The organism is Nocardia sp. NBC_01503 (assembly GCF_036327755.1).
Lineage (GTDB): Bacteria > Actinomycetota > Actinomycetes > Mycobacteriales > Mycobacteriaceae > Nocardia.
In genome coordinates, this window is the sequence record NZ_CP109596.1 from 2460001 (window position 1) to 2473819 (window position 13819).

A 13819-nucleotide genomic window follows, 5' to 3' on the forward strand; every position below is an offset into this window, starting at 1 on the left:
ATTCATCCGTAACCCTTTGCCAGAAGAGGCCATTCACCCATGCACAAATCTGTCTCCCGCGCGTTCGGCACGGCCGCTGCGGCCACCACCCTGACGCTGCTCGGCGCGGGCGTCGCGTCCGCGCATGTCAGCGTCGACGCGCCGGGCGCGTCCCAGGGCGGATACGCGGTCGCCACCTTCAAGGTGCCCACCGAATCCGATACCGCCTCCACCACCAAAGTCAGTGTCGCGCTGCCGAATTTGAAGAGCGCCCGCACCGAACCCCTGCCGGGCTGGTCGTCCAAGGTCGACAAGAACGACAAGGGTGAGGCCGTCACCGTCACCTGGACCGCCGATCCGGGCAATGCGGGTGTCGCACCGGGCCAGTTCCAGCGCTTCGTCCTCTCGGTCGCCCTGCCCAAGCAGGAGAAGGTCACCTTCCCCGCCACCCAGACCTACAGCGACGGCAAGGTCGTGGTCTGGGATCAGCAGGACAACGCGGACGGCAGCGAGCCGGAGCATCCGGCCCCGGCCCTGACCCTGGCGGCCGGTGGCGGCGATGACGATCACGCCGCGACCACCACCGAGGCCGAGGCAAGCAAGGACACCGACAACACCGCCCGCTGGCTCGGCGGTATCGGCCTGATCCTCGGCGCACTCGGTGCGGCCCTGGGTCTGGGCAGCGTCCTCCGGAGCCGGAAGTCATGAGCCGCAAGCTCTTCGCCGGTGTCCTGACCGGCCTGCTGATCACCGGTTTCGCCCTGCTGGGCGGCGGTGTGGCCAATGCGCATTCGGCGGCCATCGGCTCCAGCCCGGAGAACGGCGCGCAGATCGAGCTCTCCCCCGCGCGGGCGAGCGTCACCTTCAACGAGGATCTGCAGGCGAGCTACCCGTCCATGACGGTCACCGGCCCGGACGGCAACCTCTGGTCCAAGGGTCAGCCCAAGGTGGAGGGTCCGACCGTCAGCATCGAGGTCGGCGAGCTGGGCCCGGTCGGCGATTACAAGATCGCGTACCGGGTCACCTCCGCGGACGGCCATCCGGTCAGCGGCACCCGCACCTTCACCCTCACCAAGGCGGGCACCGGAACCCCCGGCCCGAAGGCCGACTCCTCCGCCAAGTCGGGCGGCTCCGGCGACGGCGGCGTCCCGCTCTGGGTGTTCATCGCGGGCGCGGTGGTGCTGTTCGGCGGCGGGCTCGCCTTCGCACTGCTGGGCGGGCGGGGCAAGCAGCGTCAGTGAACCGGTCCGACCGCACCGATCGTCGCCGTGAGCGTGGCCCGGCCGGCGGCAGCGGCGCACTCAGATGGCTGCTGCTGCTGGTCGTTCCGCTCGGCTTGACCGGTGCGGGACTGGCCTGGGCACTCGCCGCGAGCGATCCCGTCCAGGCCGAGGCGTGGGTCCGGGTGCTCGCGGACCTGGCGGGCGCGACCGTACTCGGATCCGCCGCGCTGCCAAGGCTTTCCGAACGCCTGGCCCCACCGTGGCAGCTGCTCACCATTGTCGCCGGGATCTGGGCGGTCATGGAGTTCGCCATGCTCGCCCTGGAAGCCTCCGAAGTACAGGGGATTTCGCTCGCGAAGCTGGGAGCCGGACAATTCGGCGACTACCTCACCACGGTGAGCGGTGGTCAGATCGGTATCGCACTGCTCATCGGCAGTGGCGCGGTCGCGATCTACAGCGCCTTCGGATTTCGCAATCCGGATCGGGTGACGGCGGATCTGGTGCTGGTGTTCACCGCGGTCACCCTCGCACTGCGCCCGATCACCGGGCATATGTCACAGCAGATGTTCGGGTCGGTGCTGGGCGCGGTGCACGCCCTGGCCGCCTCGGCCTGGTTCGGAGTGCTGCTGGCATTGGCGCTGACCGTCCGCACCCGGGGCGAATGGGCGGTGTTGCTCCCCCGCTACTCGGGCTGGGCGCTGCCGCTGGCCGCGATCGTGACGGTCACCGGTGTGGTGAACGGTCTGGTCCGGGTCGGTGGTCTGACCGAATTCGCCACCACCGGATACGGCCGAATTCTGCTCGCGAAGACCGTGATCCTCATCGCTCTGCTGGCATTGGGCTGGTGGTGGCGGCGCAGTTGGGTGCCGCTGGCCACCGATCATCGAATGGACGCGGAATCCTCTTTGCGCCGTGCGATTTTCGAAGTCCTGCTGATGTCGGTGGTATTCGGCGTGGCGGGCACGCTCGCGGTCACCGCGTAGGAATCGGCCCAGAGCACCCGATTGTGGCGCTCACCTCATGATCTGCGCGTGGAATTGGAACCCGTTACTGTCGTGCGCATGACCGAAGTCAAGATCGTCGCGGATTGCGCCGCCTCGGCCGAATCGGCCTTCGCCTACGTCAACGATTACCGGCATCTGCCGAAATTCATCAATGAGATCACCGATTTCGAACCGCTCACCGAGCAGACCGAGGGCGTCGACGCCACCTTCGACGGCACCATCGGACTCGGCCCGGTGAAACTGCACTCCACCATCAAGATCGTGCGGCATGAACCCGGCTATGCCATCGCGGTGCAGTCCATCAAGGGCTTCGAGATCGAATCCACCTTCCTCTTCCACGACAAGGGCGAGGAATCCTGCACCATCGACGCCATTGTCGACTACCGGGTGCCCGGCGGCATCGCCGGAAAACTGCTCGGCAAGACCATCGAACCGTTCGTGAAGCTCGCCGTGAAGAGCTCCACGCACAACCTGGTGACCCAGGTCGCCGCATTCCACACCGAACGCACCAGCGCCTGAGACCGCCGGGGTCGTCAGAGCCGCCGACCCCCCCCGACTTTGTCCCGACGGATCCGCACGGGGGATGCTGGGCACATGCCCGAACGCACCACACCGACCCTCGCGCAGCGCATCGGCTATATCTGCGGCCGCACCCTGCCGCCCGCCATGTCGGAGTGGGTGCGCAATGACCTCATCGGTCCCGGAGCCACCCGCCGCTATCTGCTCCGCATTCTCCTACCGATCATTCCGGTGCTCTGTCTGTTCCTGCTCATTCCCGGTCCGCTCTGGATGGGATTGGCCATGATGGCGCTGCTGTATCTGCCGCTCATCTACTTCACCGTCGCGCTCACCTATGTGTTCCGGCGCAACAAACTCATCAAGCACGGATTCGATCCGGCGCTCGCCGAAACCGATAAGCGCGCACGCGAAGCCGCCGATCGGCACGCCTACGAACAGCGGCACGGCAGAGCCTGAGCATTCGCTGTGGTTCCGGTCTCGATTGCGGTCCGCTCGGCTGACATCGGCATACGCTCGACGAGAAGACCTATACCGCTTCGGGTTCGATGGAGAACCGCATGCAACCGCAATGGAATCCCGCACATCTGCGAGCGAGCGATGCCGACCGGGAACGCGTGATCGAGGGCCTCAATCAGTGTTTCCGCGACGGCCGCATCAATGCCGACGAACTCTCCGAGCGAATAGGGCTGACCTTCAACGCCCGCACCTTCGCCGACCTCGACGTCGTCCTGCGGGGGCTGCCCGTGGTGCGGCCCATGCCGCCGGTGCCCGGAATGCCGGTGCTGCCCGCGAATACGCCGATGTTCTACCGACAGCATCGGCAGCAACAGTGGAATGGCATGGGGCTCACCGCATTCATACTCGGCGTCTTCGGATTCATCTGCGGGATCACCGCGATTCCGGCCGTCGCGCTCGGTGCGGCCGCCATCGCCATCGATCCCAAACGCGAGGACAAGGCCTTCGCCATCGCCGGGGTCGCGGCGGGCGGAGTATGGCTGCTGCTGTTCGCGTCGTTGTGGCTCACCTGAAATCGGAGCGAATGGAGATGGCGCGTTCGAACGCGCGCAGATCCGCCTCCAATTGCCGGAAAAGCCAATAGTCGCCGAGGAATCCGAGCACACCGGCCAGGCACAACCATTTGATCGGACCGATGGCCAGGGACACCTCGTGCGGGGTCAGGAACAGCAGACTGGTGACCACGCCGATCAGCGGAATCGCCACGGCCACCGCCAGATAGCGGGTGCAGCGGCGGCCCAGCGCGCGCAGCGCCGCCTCGTCACCGGCGGTCTCACCGTGCGTGAGCAGCCGTGGATAGAAGCCGCGCACCACGAAGAAGGTCACCAGGAAGAAGGGGTACGCGACCGCCACCGCACCCGAAACCAGCAGTGTCGCGGTCAGATTCACCAGTCGGCCCATCGACAGGTCGGTGTAGACGAGCAGGGATATCGCCGCAACGATCGCCGACACCACCCACCACAGGAAGGCCAGCAGGGCCACCCGATCACCGGCGATGAGCGTATCGCGGCGCGCCCGCCCCAGCGTCTCGGAGTCGTAGCCGCGCCCCCTGCGCAACCCGCGCCACACGATGAAGGCCCGGCGGCACAGATAATTCGTGACGATGATCGCCGCGGGCGTGGTGAACAGCGCCAGTCCGGCGCCCACCGACTGCAGATGCCGGCGCTCGGTCTCGGTGAACCAGATATCCCAGAGCGGGCCATTGTGCAGATTCGCGTACAGCATGCCGAGAAAGTCGCCCAGGAAACTCGCTGCCGTCACCAACAGCAGCAGCGACCACGGTCCGACCCTGGCGCGCAGGCTGTTTCGCGGCGGATCCACCAGATCGCGGGCGCGATGATCCAGGCACAGATCCAACTGCTGTGCCAGCGCGGCACCATCGGCCCAGCGGTCGTCGCGTTGCGGGGCAAGACATTTCAGCAGGACGCGGCGCAGCGTGGGTGGACAGTCCGGTGGCAGTTGCTCCAGATAGCGCGGGTCGATCTCGCGCTGGCGGATACGCAGCATGCGTTCGAGGGAGGATTCCGAATCGCCCGCGCGGGTCTCGTCGTCGAAGGGCCGCTGGCCGGTGAGCAGCTCCCACAGCACGACACCGAGCGCGAAGATATCGCTGCGCCCGTCCAATTCCTCAGCGGTATCCGGTAATCGCGGATGGCACGCGGCCAACTGCTCCGGTGACATGTACGCCAGCGAACCGCCGAAGTACGCCAGCGGACTGGTACCCGCCACATGCAGGCTGAAACTGATATTGAAATCGGCCAGCTTGGGGATGCCGTCCGCGGTGAGCAGCACATTGGCGGGCTTGATATCGCGGTGCAGCACACCGTTCTCCGCCGAATAGTCGAGGGCGCGGGCCAGGCGGCTGCCCAGCCAGGCGACCGTCTCCGGCCAGGTCTGCGCGGCAATGGCGGTGCGAGTGGCGGATTCGCTCGGCACCAGACCGCCCTTGTCCCGCATGGCGGAGTCGACGGCTTCGAGCAGCAGACCGCCGTCACGCTCCGGCACGGGGCGCTGCCGCACCAGGCTCAGCACTTTGGAGAGGGTGCCGCCGGGCAGGTACTGCATGTACATGAGCTTGAGTTCGCGCTCATCCATCAACCGCTGATCGAAGACGCGCACGATGTTCTCGTGATCCAACTGCGCGAGCGTCTCGGATTCGGTGCCGTGATTCTGCGACACCTTCACCGCGACCAGGCGCTGCATGGAACGCTGCCGGGCCAGGAAGACCCGGGCGAAGGCGCCCGCGCCCAATTCGACGAGCAGATCGAAATCGTCCACCCGGTCCCCGACCTCGATACCGTCCAGGGCTTCGCGGGCGCGCGGGCGGGCTATCAGCGTGCTGCGATAGTCGCGTTCACCCCAGACGGCCTCGGTGGGCGCGGCCTCGGTCGGAAAACCGCTCTCGTCGATACCGCGGCCGGAGCGGCGCAGCGCGTGGAACTCCTCATAGGCCAGGTCGGGCGGGAGCGGGCCGGAGCGTAGTTCGTCGAATTCCAGGCGGTATTCGGCCAGTCGTTTGGGGAAGTCGTAGCGGATCCAGCGGTACTCCAGATCCACCTTGATCAGCTCGATCAGGCATAGGCGCCGGAATTGCGCGTCGGCCGGCAGGAAATCCGGGAGTTCCGGTGGACTGCCCGCCGCCTCCCACGCGGCCGCGAAGCGCGCCGCGACCGCTGTCAGCAGCGAGCGGGTCTCGCCGACAGCGTCAGACTCGATCGCAGACTCCAACCTCATGCCCTCCGCACGAACCATGACAACCGGTCCTCCCAGGTGGATGCCACTTGAATTCAGTATGCGCTCGCAAGTCGGCACGGGCGTACCGAATTCGAGGTGTGCAGACACCGCCGCCGAGGTGATCGGAGTCCCGCGGGGGCGGACAGCGCGCGGTCACGGGCACTACAGTTCCGGGACATGACCGAGCAGTTTCCGGACCGTATCTGGGGTTCGCGCACCAATCTCCTTTCCCGCGTTGCCAGTCCGTTCGCCGCGACTAAACTCGGGTCACTGGTGATCCGCAAACTCACACCGCTGGATCGGCGGGTGCTCGAGCGCACCGGCGGCAAATACACCGTGCTCGGCCCGATCGGCGCGCCGGTCATCCTGCTCACCACCACCGGCCGCAAATCCGGGCAGCCGCGCACCACGCCACTGCTGTACGTGCACGACGGCGACACGCTGTATGTCATCGGCAGTAACTTCGGGCAGGACAAGCATCCGGCCTGGACCGGGAACCTGCTGGCCGACCCGACCGGTGAGGTCACCATCGCCGGGCAGCGGATTCCGGTGCGGGCCGACCTGGTCCGGGACGAGGCGCGCAAGGCGGAGATCTTCGCTCGATTCGAGGAGACCACCGAGGCGTACACCGCCTACCGCAATCGCACCGCGCGCGATTTGCGTATTTTCGCCCTGACAAGATAGGCGAGTGACCGAATCAGCAAACTTCGTCGCGACTGCCGACCTGGCCGATGAGATCGGCCCCGAGATCCGCAGCTGCGATACCCAGTTCATTCAATTCGGCGGCCGGGAAGCCTTCGCGGGCCGCATCGTGACCATTCGCTGCTTCCAGGACAACCTGCTGGTGAAGCAGACCCTCGGCGAACCCGGCGAGGGCCGGGTCCTGGTCGTGGACGGCGGGGCGAGCATTCACACCGCGCTGGTCGGCGACATCATCGCGGGCCGCGGTGTGGACAACGGCTGGTCCGGCGTGATCGTCAATGGGGCGGTGCGGGATTCGGCGATCCTGCGCACCCTCGATATCGGCGTCAAGGCGCTGGGCACCAACCCGCGCAAGAGCACCCAGACCGGATCCGGTGAGAAGGATGTGCCGGTCGAGTTCGGTGGCGTGAAGTTCGTCCCCGGCGACATGGTCTACAGCGACCACGACGGGGTCGTCGTCCGCGCCGAGGATTAGTACCGAGGTACCGCTCCCGTCATCCCGGCATGCTTTTGGCCGGGATCCACCCCGATTGTGCTCCAGCCGAGTTCGGTGGATCCCGGCCGAAAACGCGCCGGCATGACGGGGCATCGCGCGCCTCGCGAGACATTCCGCGAAGACTCTCAGCGAGGGTTTTCCGGATCGGTGCCCCTGGTCGCCGCACCATGGTTCGGGCGGCCGCTGACCCTACTCAGCCGTTGGCGACGCGGACCTTGTGACCGGCGAGCGTAATGACGTCCCCGGCGCTGAGCTGCCGCCCGCGGCGTAGCTCCACCTCGTCATTCACCCGCACGAGGCCCTCGGCGATGACTTGTTTGGCTTCCGAACCGGAATCGATGAGGTTCGCCAGCTTCAGGAATTGGCCGAGCCGAATGACATCGTCTTCGATCGGCACATCGACTGGATCCGACATGGATACATCCTCACCCGCCGGTTCTCCGAGACCAAATACCGCCCCCGCAACCAACCGGTAAGGGGCCCGCAACGAGACACGAACCGGGTTCCGAGTGCACATGGGCGAGCGCAACATACACACTGGTGCGGTGACTTCGACGCAGGACCGGCAGCACCGGGAACTCGAACACAGACCCGACGCGCCAACGCCCGAGGTGCCGCACCGCGGCCACGGGCGACTCCGGGAAGTCCCGCACGTCGCGGGGCTGGTCCTGGGTGTCTTCGCGGTCCTGTGCGCCATGTGGAGTATTTCGCCCGGCCTGCGGTATCTGACCTCGGGCCTGCGGCACTACGTCGACACCTATTACTTCGACGCGCCCGACACCTCGCTGGTGTGGGCGCTGGTGGTCGGCCTGCTCGCGGGCGCGACCGCCAGCCGCAAGCGCATCGCCTGGTGGCTACTGTTCGGCTATATGGCGGCGTACGCGCTGGCCAATGCCCTGGACTTCGCCGCCGAGAGCGATCTCAACGCGCTCGTCGCCCTGGTCATCCACCTCGGCGTCATGACCGTGCTGATCGCCTCCTGGTCCGAGTTCTACACCCGGGTTCGCAGCGGCACCATTCTGCGCTCGCTCGGTGTGCTGTTCGGCGGTCTGGCGCTCGGCTGTGTGGTCGGCTGGGGTCTGGTGGAGTTGTTCCCCGGCAGCCTGCCCCCGGACGAGCAGCGGCCGCTGTGGGCCGTCTACCGGGTGACCGCCGCCATCCTGGTCAGCAATGAGGACTTCGACGGGCATCCGCCGCATCTGGTGAACCTGCTGCTCGGCCTGTTCGGCGCGATCGCGCTGCTCGCCGCGGTGATGGTGCTGTTCCGGTCGCAACGGGCCTCCAACGCACTCACCGGACTGGACGAATCCGCCATCCGCGGGCTCATCGAACGCTCCGATGTGGAGGATTCGCTCGGCTACTTCGCGACCCGCCGCGACAAGGCCGTGGTCTTCGCGCCCAGCGGTAAGGCCGCGGTCACCTATCGCGTGGAGCTCGGCGTCTGCCTGGCCTCCGGTGATCCCATCGGCAAGAAGGAAGCCTGGCCGCACGCCATCGACGCCTGGCTGCGGCTGGCCGACCAATACGGTTGGGCGCCCGCGGTCATGGGTGCGAGCGAGCTCGGCGCGACCGCCTATCGCCGTGCCGGACTCTCCGCGCTGCGCCTGGGCGACGAGGCCATTCTGGAGACCCGCACCTTCTCCCTCGCGGGCGCGGAGATGAAACAGGTCCGCCAGGCCGTCAACCGACTTGCCAAGCAGGGCATCACCGTTCGCGTGCGACGGCATAAGGAGATCGCCGCCGAGGAGATGGCCGAGGTCACCGAGCGCGCCGAAGCCTGGCGCGATACCGAGACCGAACGCGGCTTCTCCATGGCCCTGGACCGGCTCGGCGATCCACTCGACGGCGACTGCCTGCTGGTCGAGGCCATCGACTCGAACGAGCGCGTCCTGGGCATGCTGTCGCTGGTGCCGTGGGGCCGCACCGGCGTCTCCCTGGATCTGATGCGCCGCGATCGCCGCAGCCCCAACGGCGTCATGGAGTTGATGATCTCCAAACTGGCGCTCACCTCCGACCAGTACGGCATCACCCGAATCTCGTTGAACTTCGCGGTCTTCCGCGCGGTCTTCGAGGAGGGCAGCCGGATCGGCGCGGGACCCGTACTGCGCCTGTGGCGTTCGGTGCTCATGTTCTTCTCGCGCTGGTATCAGCTCGAGGCGCTGTACCGCTCGAATGTGAAGTACCAGCCGGATTGGGTGCCGCGCTTCTCGCTCTTCGAGGAGCGCCGGCAGCTGCCGCGCGTGGCCATCGCGAGCGCGCTCGCCGAGGGCTTCCTGCCGCGAATCGGCAAGGAGCAGAACGCGACCGCGCACACCGGTCTGCGCTCCTCGGTGCCGGACACCATGACCGGACTGCACGCCGACGGCAGTATGCCCGACCTGCCACCGGAGGAGCTCGACGAAACCGGACCGCGCCGCCCCGAACAGGTGCGGGTGCGCATGGACAAACTGCGCAAACTCACCGAATCCGGCGTGGACGCCTATCCGGTCGCGTACCCGCCGACCCATACCGTCGCCGCCGCACGCCGATCACCACAGGGCACCACGGTGCGAGTCTGCGGACGGCTGTTGCGGATTCGCGATTACGGCGGTGTCAGCTTCGCCCTGCTGCGCGACTGGTCCGGGGAGATCCAGCTGGTCATCGACCGCGGCCGGGTCGGCGCGGAACGCAGCGCCGACTTCGACGAATTCTTCGATCTCGGCGACCTCATCGAGGTCAGCGGACAGATCGGGCGCAGCCGCAGCGGTGAGCTATCCCTGCTCGCCGCCGACTGGCGCATGATCGGAAAATGCCTGCACCCCCTACCCGACAAGTGGAAGGGCTTGGCCGATCCAGAGGCGCGGGTGCGGCAACGCTACGTCGACATGGCCATCAACACCGATATCCGCGAGGTGATGGCCAAGCGCAGCGCCGTGGTGCGCTCACTGCGAGACACCTTGCACGGCTGGGGATTCCTCGAAGTCGAGACACCGGTGCTGCAGCAGGTGCACGGCGGCGCGAACGCCACCCCGTTCACCACGCATATCAACGCCTACGACCTCGACCTGTACCTGCGCATCGCACCCGAGCTGTACCTCAAGCGACTCTGCGTCGGCGGGATGGAGAAGGTCTTCGAACTCGGTCGCGTCTTCCGCAACGAAGGCGTGGACTACAGTCACAATCCCGAGTTCACCATCCTGGAAGCCTATGAGGCGCACAGTGATTACGAGCGCATGATGCACGCCTGCCGCCAGCTCATCCAGGAGGCCGCGCTCGCGGCCAACGGGAAAATGGTGGCCATGCGGCCCGGACCGGACGGCACCCTCACCGAGGTCGACATCTCCGGCGAATGGCCGGTGAAGACCGTGCACGGTGCGGTCTCGGACAAACTCGGCGAGACCATCAGCCCCGAGACCGATATCGAACGCCTGCGCCTGCTCTGCGATAAGGCCGGGGTGCCGTGGCAATTGGGCTGGGACGCCGGACAACTCGTCCTCGAGATGTACGAGCACCTGGTGGAGTCCAGCACCGAGGAGCCCACCTTCTACATCGACTTCCCCACCTCGGTCTCCCCGCTCACGCGGGCGCACCGGCATATCGCCGGGGTCACCGAACGCTGGGACCTGGTGGCGTGGGGCGTCGAATTGGGTACCGCCTACAGCGAATTGACCGATCCGGTGGAGCAGCGCAAACGCCTCACCGAACAGTCCATGCTGGCCGCGGGCGGCGATCCCGAGGCCATGGAGCTCGACGAGGACTTCCTGCAGGCCCTCGAACACGCCATGCCGCCCACCGGTGGTCTCGGCGTGGGCGTGGACCGCGTGATCATGCTGATCACCGGCCGCAGCATTCGCGAAACCCTGCCCTTCCCGCTCGTGAAACCCCGTACCGGATAACCGGATCCGAGAAATCTGTCGATCTTGTGAACGTTTCGGCGTTCCCAGCCGATTCACAGTGGACTCCCAGAACCGGGGCGGCCAGTTAACCTCGAGTACGGCCCCGGGGAGGGGGCAGACCGACAGACGAGATGGGGTTTCAATGCACTACCTAGACCTGATGACCCAGGCCAACCTGCTGGACCACCACGTGTGGACCAATCCGGACACCTGGACCTCCACCATGGAGTACGCCGCCAAGAAGAAGTCCTCCAAGAAGGGCGGCAGCTTCTGGATCTTCGCCGCCGTCTGCTGCATCGGCATCATCGCGCTGGTGCTGGGCATCGTCTACCTGATGACCAACCGCAAGAAGAATCAGGGACAGTAGGGCTCCACCCCTGGCGCGACGCTCGGACCGCGTGCGGCAGAGTGGGGATATGCAGTTGATCCTGGTCCGCCATGCCCAACCGCGACGCGTCCAGGGGCACTCCGGTCCGGCGGACCCCGATCTCACCGAGATCGGGGTCGAGCAGGCGGCCCGGGTCCCCGCCGCCCTCGCCAACCATCGCATCGCCCGCGTGGTGAGCAGCCCGCAACTGCGCGCCCGCGAAACCGCCCGGCCCACCGCCGAAAAGCTCGGCCTGGACCTCGATATCCTCGACGGCCTGGCCGAATACGATCGCGACCTGCCCGCGTACATCCCGATCGAGGACGCGCAGCAGGAGTTCCGCGCCGTCTACGACCGCATCAAAGCCGGATACCTGCCCGAACAGATCGACGGCGAAGCCTTCGTGAGCCGGGTGCTCGACAGCGCGGCCCGCATCGCCGCCGACAGCGCACCCACCGATACCGTGGTCGCCTTCGCGCACGGCGGGGTGATCAATGTGCTGCTGCAGGACGTCCTCGGGCTGGAGCGACCGCTCACCTTCCCGATCGACTACTGCTCGATCACCCGAATCCTGTACTCCCGCACCGGCCGCCGCACCGTCGCCACCGTGAACGAGAACGGGCACGTCTGGGATCTGTTGCCACGCAATAGCGCGCACCGCGGCTGAGAGTCGGCTGCGGGTCGAATCGGGCCTCGCAGTCGATTCCCAGAGTCGTCGCATCGGGCTCCCAGCGCCGGAACCTTCGATGGGGAACACGAGCCCGCCACCGCGGCTCGATTCCGCGAAAGGATCTCCACATGCCCGCCACCACGAACTCGACTCCCGCCAAATCCCGTCGCCGCATGGGCCTGCGCATCGCCGCCGCGGGCATCCTGGCCGCCGTCCCGCTGGCCCTGATCACCCTGCCCGCAACCGCTTCGGCCGCCACCCCCGACAACACCATCGCCGTCGCCCAGCAGGTCGACCAGCCCGGCTGGGACGGGCAGGACCGCGATCACCACGACGGCGATCATCGCGGCGACCGCGGCGATCACGACCGGGATCGGAACAACCAGCAGCAGCCCGTCTGGACGCCGCCGAGCACCGGCTCCTTCGGATAATCCCGGCGTCAATCCCGGTGCGGGATAGCCACTTCCGTCATCCCGGCATGCTTTTGGCCGGGATCCACACTGCTGCTGTGGATCCCGGCCAAGAAGCGCGCCGGGATGACGTGGGTTTGCGACGCTCTACGCGTCGCCACTCATCTCGGACGCCGCGTCACCTTCCCTCTCCCCGCCGAGAATCGCTCCCGTCAGGGAGCGATTCTCGGGATCAAGAGTTAAGCGGCGTTGGCGAGCCAGTTGTGCATCCAGGACAGCGCGGTCTGACCGCCGCCGACCGAGTAGCTGCCGTAGCTGGTGTGCCGTCCGGTGCGGAAGAACTGCTCGAACTGCTTGGCGCGCTGTTCGTTCGCACCCTCGCTGAGCTGCGACTGCAGGGTGGGGATACCACCCTGCGCCATCAGATCATTGATGATCGCGCCGACCTCGAGCTGGTAGCGCCACAGGTTCGCCGGGTTCGGATCGGACGTCTGCGCCAGGAATCCGGCGAAACGGCTGACGAAATCGGTGTCCTCGGTGGAGCAGTACAGATCGCCGACGGCGCAGACGGTGCGCACCTTGTCCGCGATCCAGCCGAAGCCGCCCACGCGCGCCCCGCCCGCACCCGCACCGGGCGCGATCGGGCCGACCTGGACGTCCGTCACCGAGCGGCGCGGATCGGAGATGAGTGCCACGGCCGCGATGCGATCCGGCGGCACCACACCGAGTCCGGAGCCGATCTCGGAGGCGAGATCGCCTGCCGCGTCGGCACCCTGGCTGTAGCCGGTGATATTGATCTTGGTTCCCGGGCAGCGCGCCCCCATGGCCTGTACCAGGCCGCGCGCATTGTCGGTGGCTTCCTTCTTGGAGGCGCCGTAGACGTCACCCTCCCAGGGGAAGGCGGTGGCCGCGTAGGTCACGTAGTCCACCTCGCCGGGTAGCCCGTTGGTAACCTGCGACAGCATGCCCGGGCCGGGCGCCTTGTCGTGGCCGGTTTCCCAGGTGCCGGGGATGGCCACGGTGTACATGACCGGGCATCCGGGATCCGCTGTAACGGTGCCGCTGCCCAGTGCGACTCCAGTGATGAGCACGCTCGCCGCTGCCCCCGCAGCCGCGACAATTCTTTTCAACCGCACTACTGCTCCAGTTCACGCCTGCCCGGGACAACTTCTCCATCCCGATTCCCGATCATGGTGGCGTCGCCGGATGACGATCAGGTGCACCAGGGGTTAACCGAAGTAACCAGCCTGTATGAGATGCGCGAACCGGACCGCATGACAGAGATCAGCGACACAACGCCGATAACAATAAAGGTGACCTTGGCC

The 13819-nt window shown here is 66.8% G+C and carries 15 protein-coding genes; 12 read left to right on the forward strand and 3 right to left on the reverse strand.

The genetic code is table 11. The features are described from left to right. Positions 1-39 precede the first annotated feature (39 nt). From OHB26_RS11070 to OHB26_RS11095, 6 genes are all read left to right on the forward strand, one after another. Complete coding sequence (locus OHB26_RS11070; protein ID WP_330184095.1) at positions 40-687, forward strand: YcnI family copper-binding membrane protein; 648 nt, start codon at positions 40-42, stop codon at positions 685-687. Continuing rightward, positions 684-1220: a copper resistance CopC family protein gene (locus OHB26_RS11075; RefSeq protein WP_330184096.1), complete on the forward strand. Its 537-nt coding sequence runs from the start codon at positions 684-686 to the stop codon at positions 1218-1220. Before OHB26_RS11070 ends, OHB26_RS11075 begins: the two co-directional genes overlap by 4 nt. Then, a complete protein-coding gene (locus OHB26_RS11080; RefSeq protein WP_330184097.1) occupies positions 1217-2185 on the forward strand; it encodes a copper resistance D family protein in 969 nt (322 codons plus the stop codon). The genes OHB26_RS11075 and OHB26_RS11080 overlap by 4 nt, the downstream gene beginning before the upstream one ends. Positions 2186-2263: 78 nt before the next feature. Beyond that, on the forward strand, positions 2264-2725 hold the full coding sequence (locus OHB26_RS11085; protein WP_330184098.1) for an SRPBCC family protein: 462 nt from the start codon (positions 2264-2266) through the stop codon (positions 2723-2725). 75 nt (positions 2726-2800) lie between these two features. After that, complete coding sequence (locus OHB26_RS11090; RefSeq protein WP_330184099.1) at positions 2801-3181, forward strand: DUF5313 family protein; 381 nt, start codon at positions 2801-2803, stop codon at positions 3179-3181. 101 nt (positions 3182-3282) lie between these two features. After that, the gene (locus tag OHB26_RS11095; RefSeq protein ID WP_330184100.1) at positions 3283-3753 is read left to right on the forward strand and encodes a DUF1707 SHOCT-like domain-containing protein; all 471 of its coding nucleotides are present in this window, start codon (positions 3283-3285) and stop codon (positions 3751-3753) included. Here OHB26_RS11095 and OHB26_RS11100 read toward each other — a convergent pair. Beyond that, the gene (locus OHB26_RS11100) at positions 3746-5974 is read right to left on the reverse strand and encodes a serine/threonine-protein kinase (RefSeq protein ID WP_330184101.1); all 2229 of its coding nucleotides are present in this window, start codon (positions 5972-5974) and stop codon (positions 3746-3748) included. The genes OHB26_RS11095 and OHB26_RS11100 overlap by 8 nt on opposite strands. 177 nt (positions 5975-6151) lie before the next feature. On the opposite strand from OHB26_RS11100, the gene OHB26_RS11105 reads away from it, so the two are divergent. Together OHB26_RS11105 and rraA are read left to right on the forward strand one after the other, a co-directional pair. After that, complete coding sequence (locus OHB26_RS11105) at positions 6152-6658, forward strand: nitroreductase/quinone reductase family protein (protein WP_330184102.1); 507 nt, start codon at positions 6152-6154, stop codon at positions 6656-6658. Between the two features lie 4 nt (positions 6659-6662). Beyond that, the gene (gene rraA, locus OHB26_RS11110) at positions 6663-7151 is read left to right on the forward strand and encodes a ribonuclease E activity regulator RraA (RefSeq protein WP_330184103.1); all 489 of its coding nucleotides are present in this window, start codon (positions 6663-6665) and stop codon (positions 7149-7151) included. A 214-nt stretch (positions 7152-7365) separates the two neighbouring features. Here the strand turns inward: rraA and OHB26_RS11115 are convergent, their stop codons facing one another. Beyond that, positions 7366-7587, reverse strand: a complete 222-nt coding sequence (locus OHB26_RS11115; protein ID WP_067571539.1) for an RNA-binding S4 domain-containing protein — start codon at positions 7585-7587, stop codon at positions 7366-7368. Positions 7588-7687: 100 nt separating this feature from the next. Here OHB26_RS11115 and lysX point away from each other — a divergent pair, with 100 nt between their 5' ends. The 4 genes from lysX (at position 7688) to OHB26_RS11135 (ending at position 12515) form a co-directional block, all read left to right on the forward strand. Continuing rightward, complete coding sequence (gene lysX / locus OHB26_RS11120; RefSeq protein ID WP_442942908.1) at positions 7688-11047, forward strand: bifunctional lysylphosphatidylglycerol synthetase/lysine--tRNA ligase LysX; 3360 nt, start codon at positions 7688-7690, stop codon at positions 11045-11047. A gap of 160 nt (positions 11048-11207) precedes the next feature. Then, positions 11208-11414 carry a hypothetical protein gene (locus OHB26_RS11125; protein ID WP_330184104.1) on the forward strand — a complete coding sequence of 69 codons (207 nt, stop codon included), beginning with the start codon at positions 11208-11210 and terminating at the stop codon, positions 11412-11414. Positions 11415-11463: 49 nt separating this feature from the next. Beyond that, the gene (locus OHB26_RS11130) at positions 11464-12081 is read left to right on the forward strand and encodes a histidine phosphatase family protein (protein WP_330185585.1); all 618 of its coding nucleotides are present in this window, start codon (positions 11464-11466) and stop codon (positions 12079-12081) included. A 131-nt stretch (positions 12082-12212) separates the two neighbouring features. Next, positions 12213-12515 (forward strand): hypothetical protein, encoded by a 303-nt coding sequence (locus OHB26_RS11135; RefSeq protein WP_330184105.1) that lies wholly within the window; start codon positions 12213-12215, stop codon positions 12513-12515. Between the two features lie 218 nt (positions 12516-12733). Here the strand turns inward: OHB26_RS11135 and OHB26_RS11140 are convergent, their stop codons facing one another. Further along, positions 12734-13579, reverse strand: coding sequence for a cutinase family protein (locus tag OHB26_RS11140; RefSeq protein ID WP_330185586.1), 846 nt, complete (start codon positions 13577-13579; stop codon positions 12734-12736). Positions 13580-13819: the final 240 nt, after the last annotated feature.

Bases quoted from the DNA above. Each gene is read 5' to 3' on its own strand.
- OHB26_RS11070 (WP_330184095.1), top strand. From the start codon at position 40: ATGCACAAATCTGTCTCCCGCGCGTTCGGCACGGCCGCTGCGGCCACC.
- OHB26_RS11075 (WP_330184096.1), top strand. From the start codon at position 684: ATGAGCCGCAAGCTCTTCGCCGGTGTCCTGACCGGCCTGCTGATCACC.
- OHB26_RS11085 (WP_330184098.1), top strand. From the start codon at position 2,264: ATGACCGAAGTCAAGATCGTCGCGGATTGCGCCGCCTCGGCCGAATCG.
- OHB26_RS11090 (WP_330184099.1), top strand. From the start codon at position 2,801: ATGCCCGAACGCACCACACCGACCCTCGCGCAGCGCATCGGCTATATC.
- OHB26_RS11095 (WP_330184100.1), top strand. From the start codon at position 3,283: ATGCAACCGCAATGGAATCCCGCACATCTGCGAGCGAGCGATGCCGAC.
- OHB26_RS11100 (WP_330184101.1), bottom strand. From the start codon at position 5,974: ATGAGGTTGGAGTCTGCGATCGAGTCTGACGCTGTCGGCGAGACCCGC.
- OHB26_RS11105 (WP_330184102.1), top strand. From the start codon at position 6,152: ATGACCGAGCAGTTTCCGGACCGTATCTGGGGTTCGCGCACCAATCTC.
- OHB26_RS11115 (WP_067571539.1), bottom strand. From the start codon at position 7,587: ATGTCGGATCCAGTCGATGTGCCGATCGAAGACGATGTCATTCGGCTC.
- lysX (WP_442942908.1), top strand. From the start codon at position 7,688: ATGGGCGAGCGCAACATACACACTGGTGCGGTGACTTCGACGCAGGAC.
- OHB26_RS11125 (WP_330184104.1), top strand. From the start codon at position 11,208: ATGACCCAGGCCAACCTGCTGGACCACCACGTGTGGACCAATCCGGAC.
- OHB26_RS11130 (WP_330185585.1), top strand. From the start codon at position 11,464: ATGCAGTTGATCCTGGTCCGCCATGCCCAACCGCGACGCGTCCAGGGG.
- OHB26_RS11135 (WP_330184105.1), top strand. From the start codon at position 12,213: ATGCCCGCCACCACGAACTCGACTCCCGCCAAATCCCGTCGCCGCATG.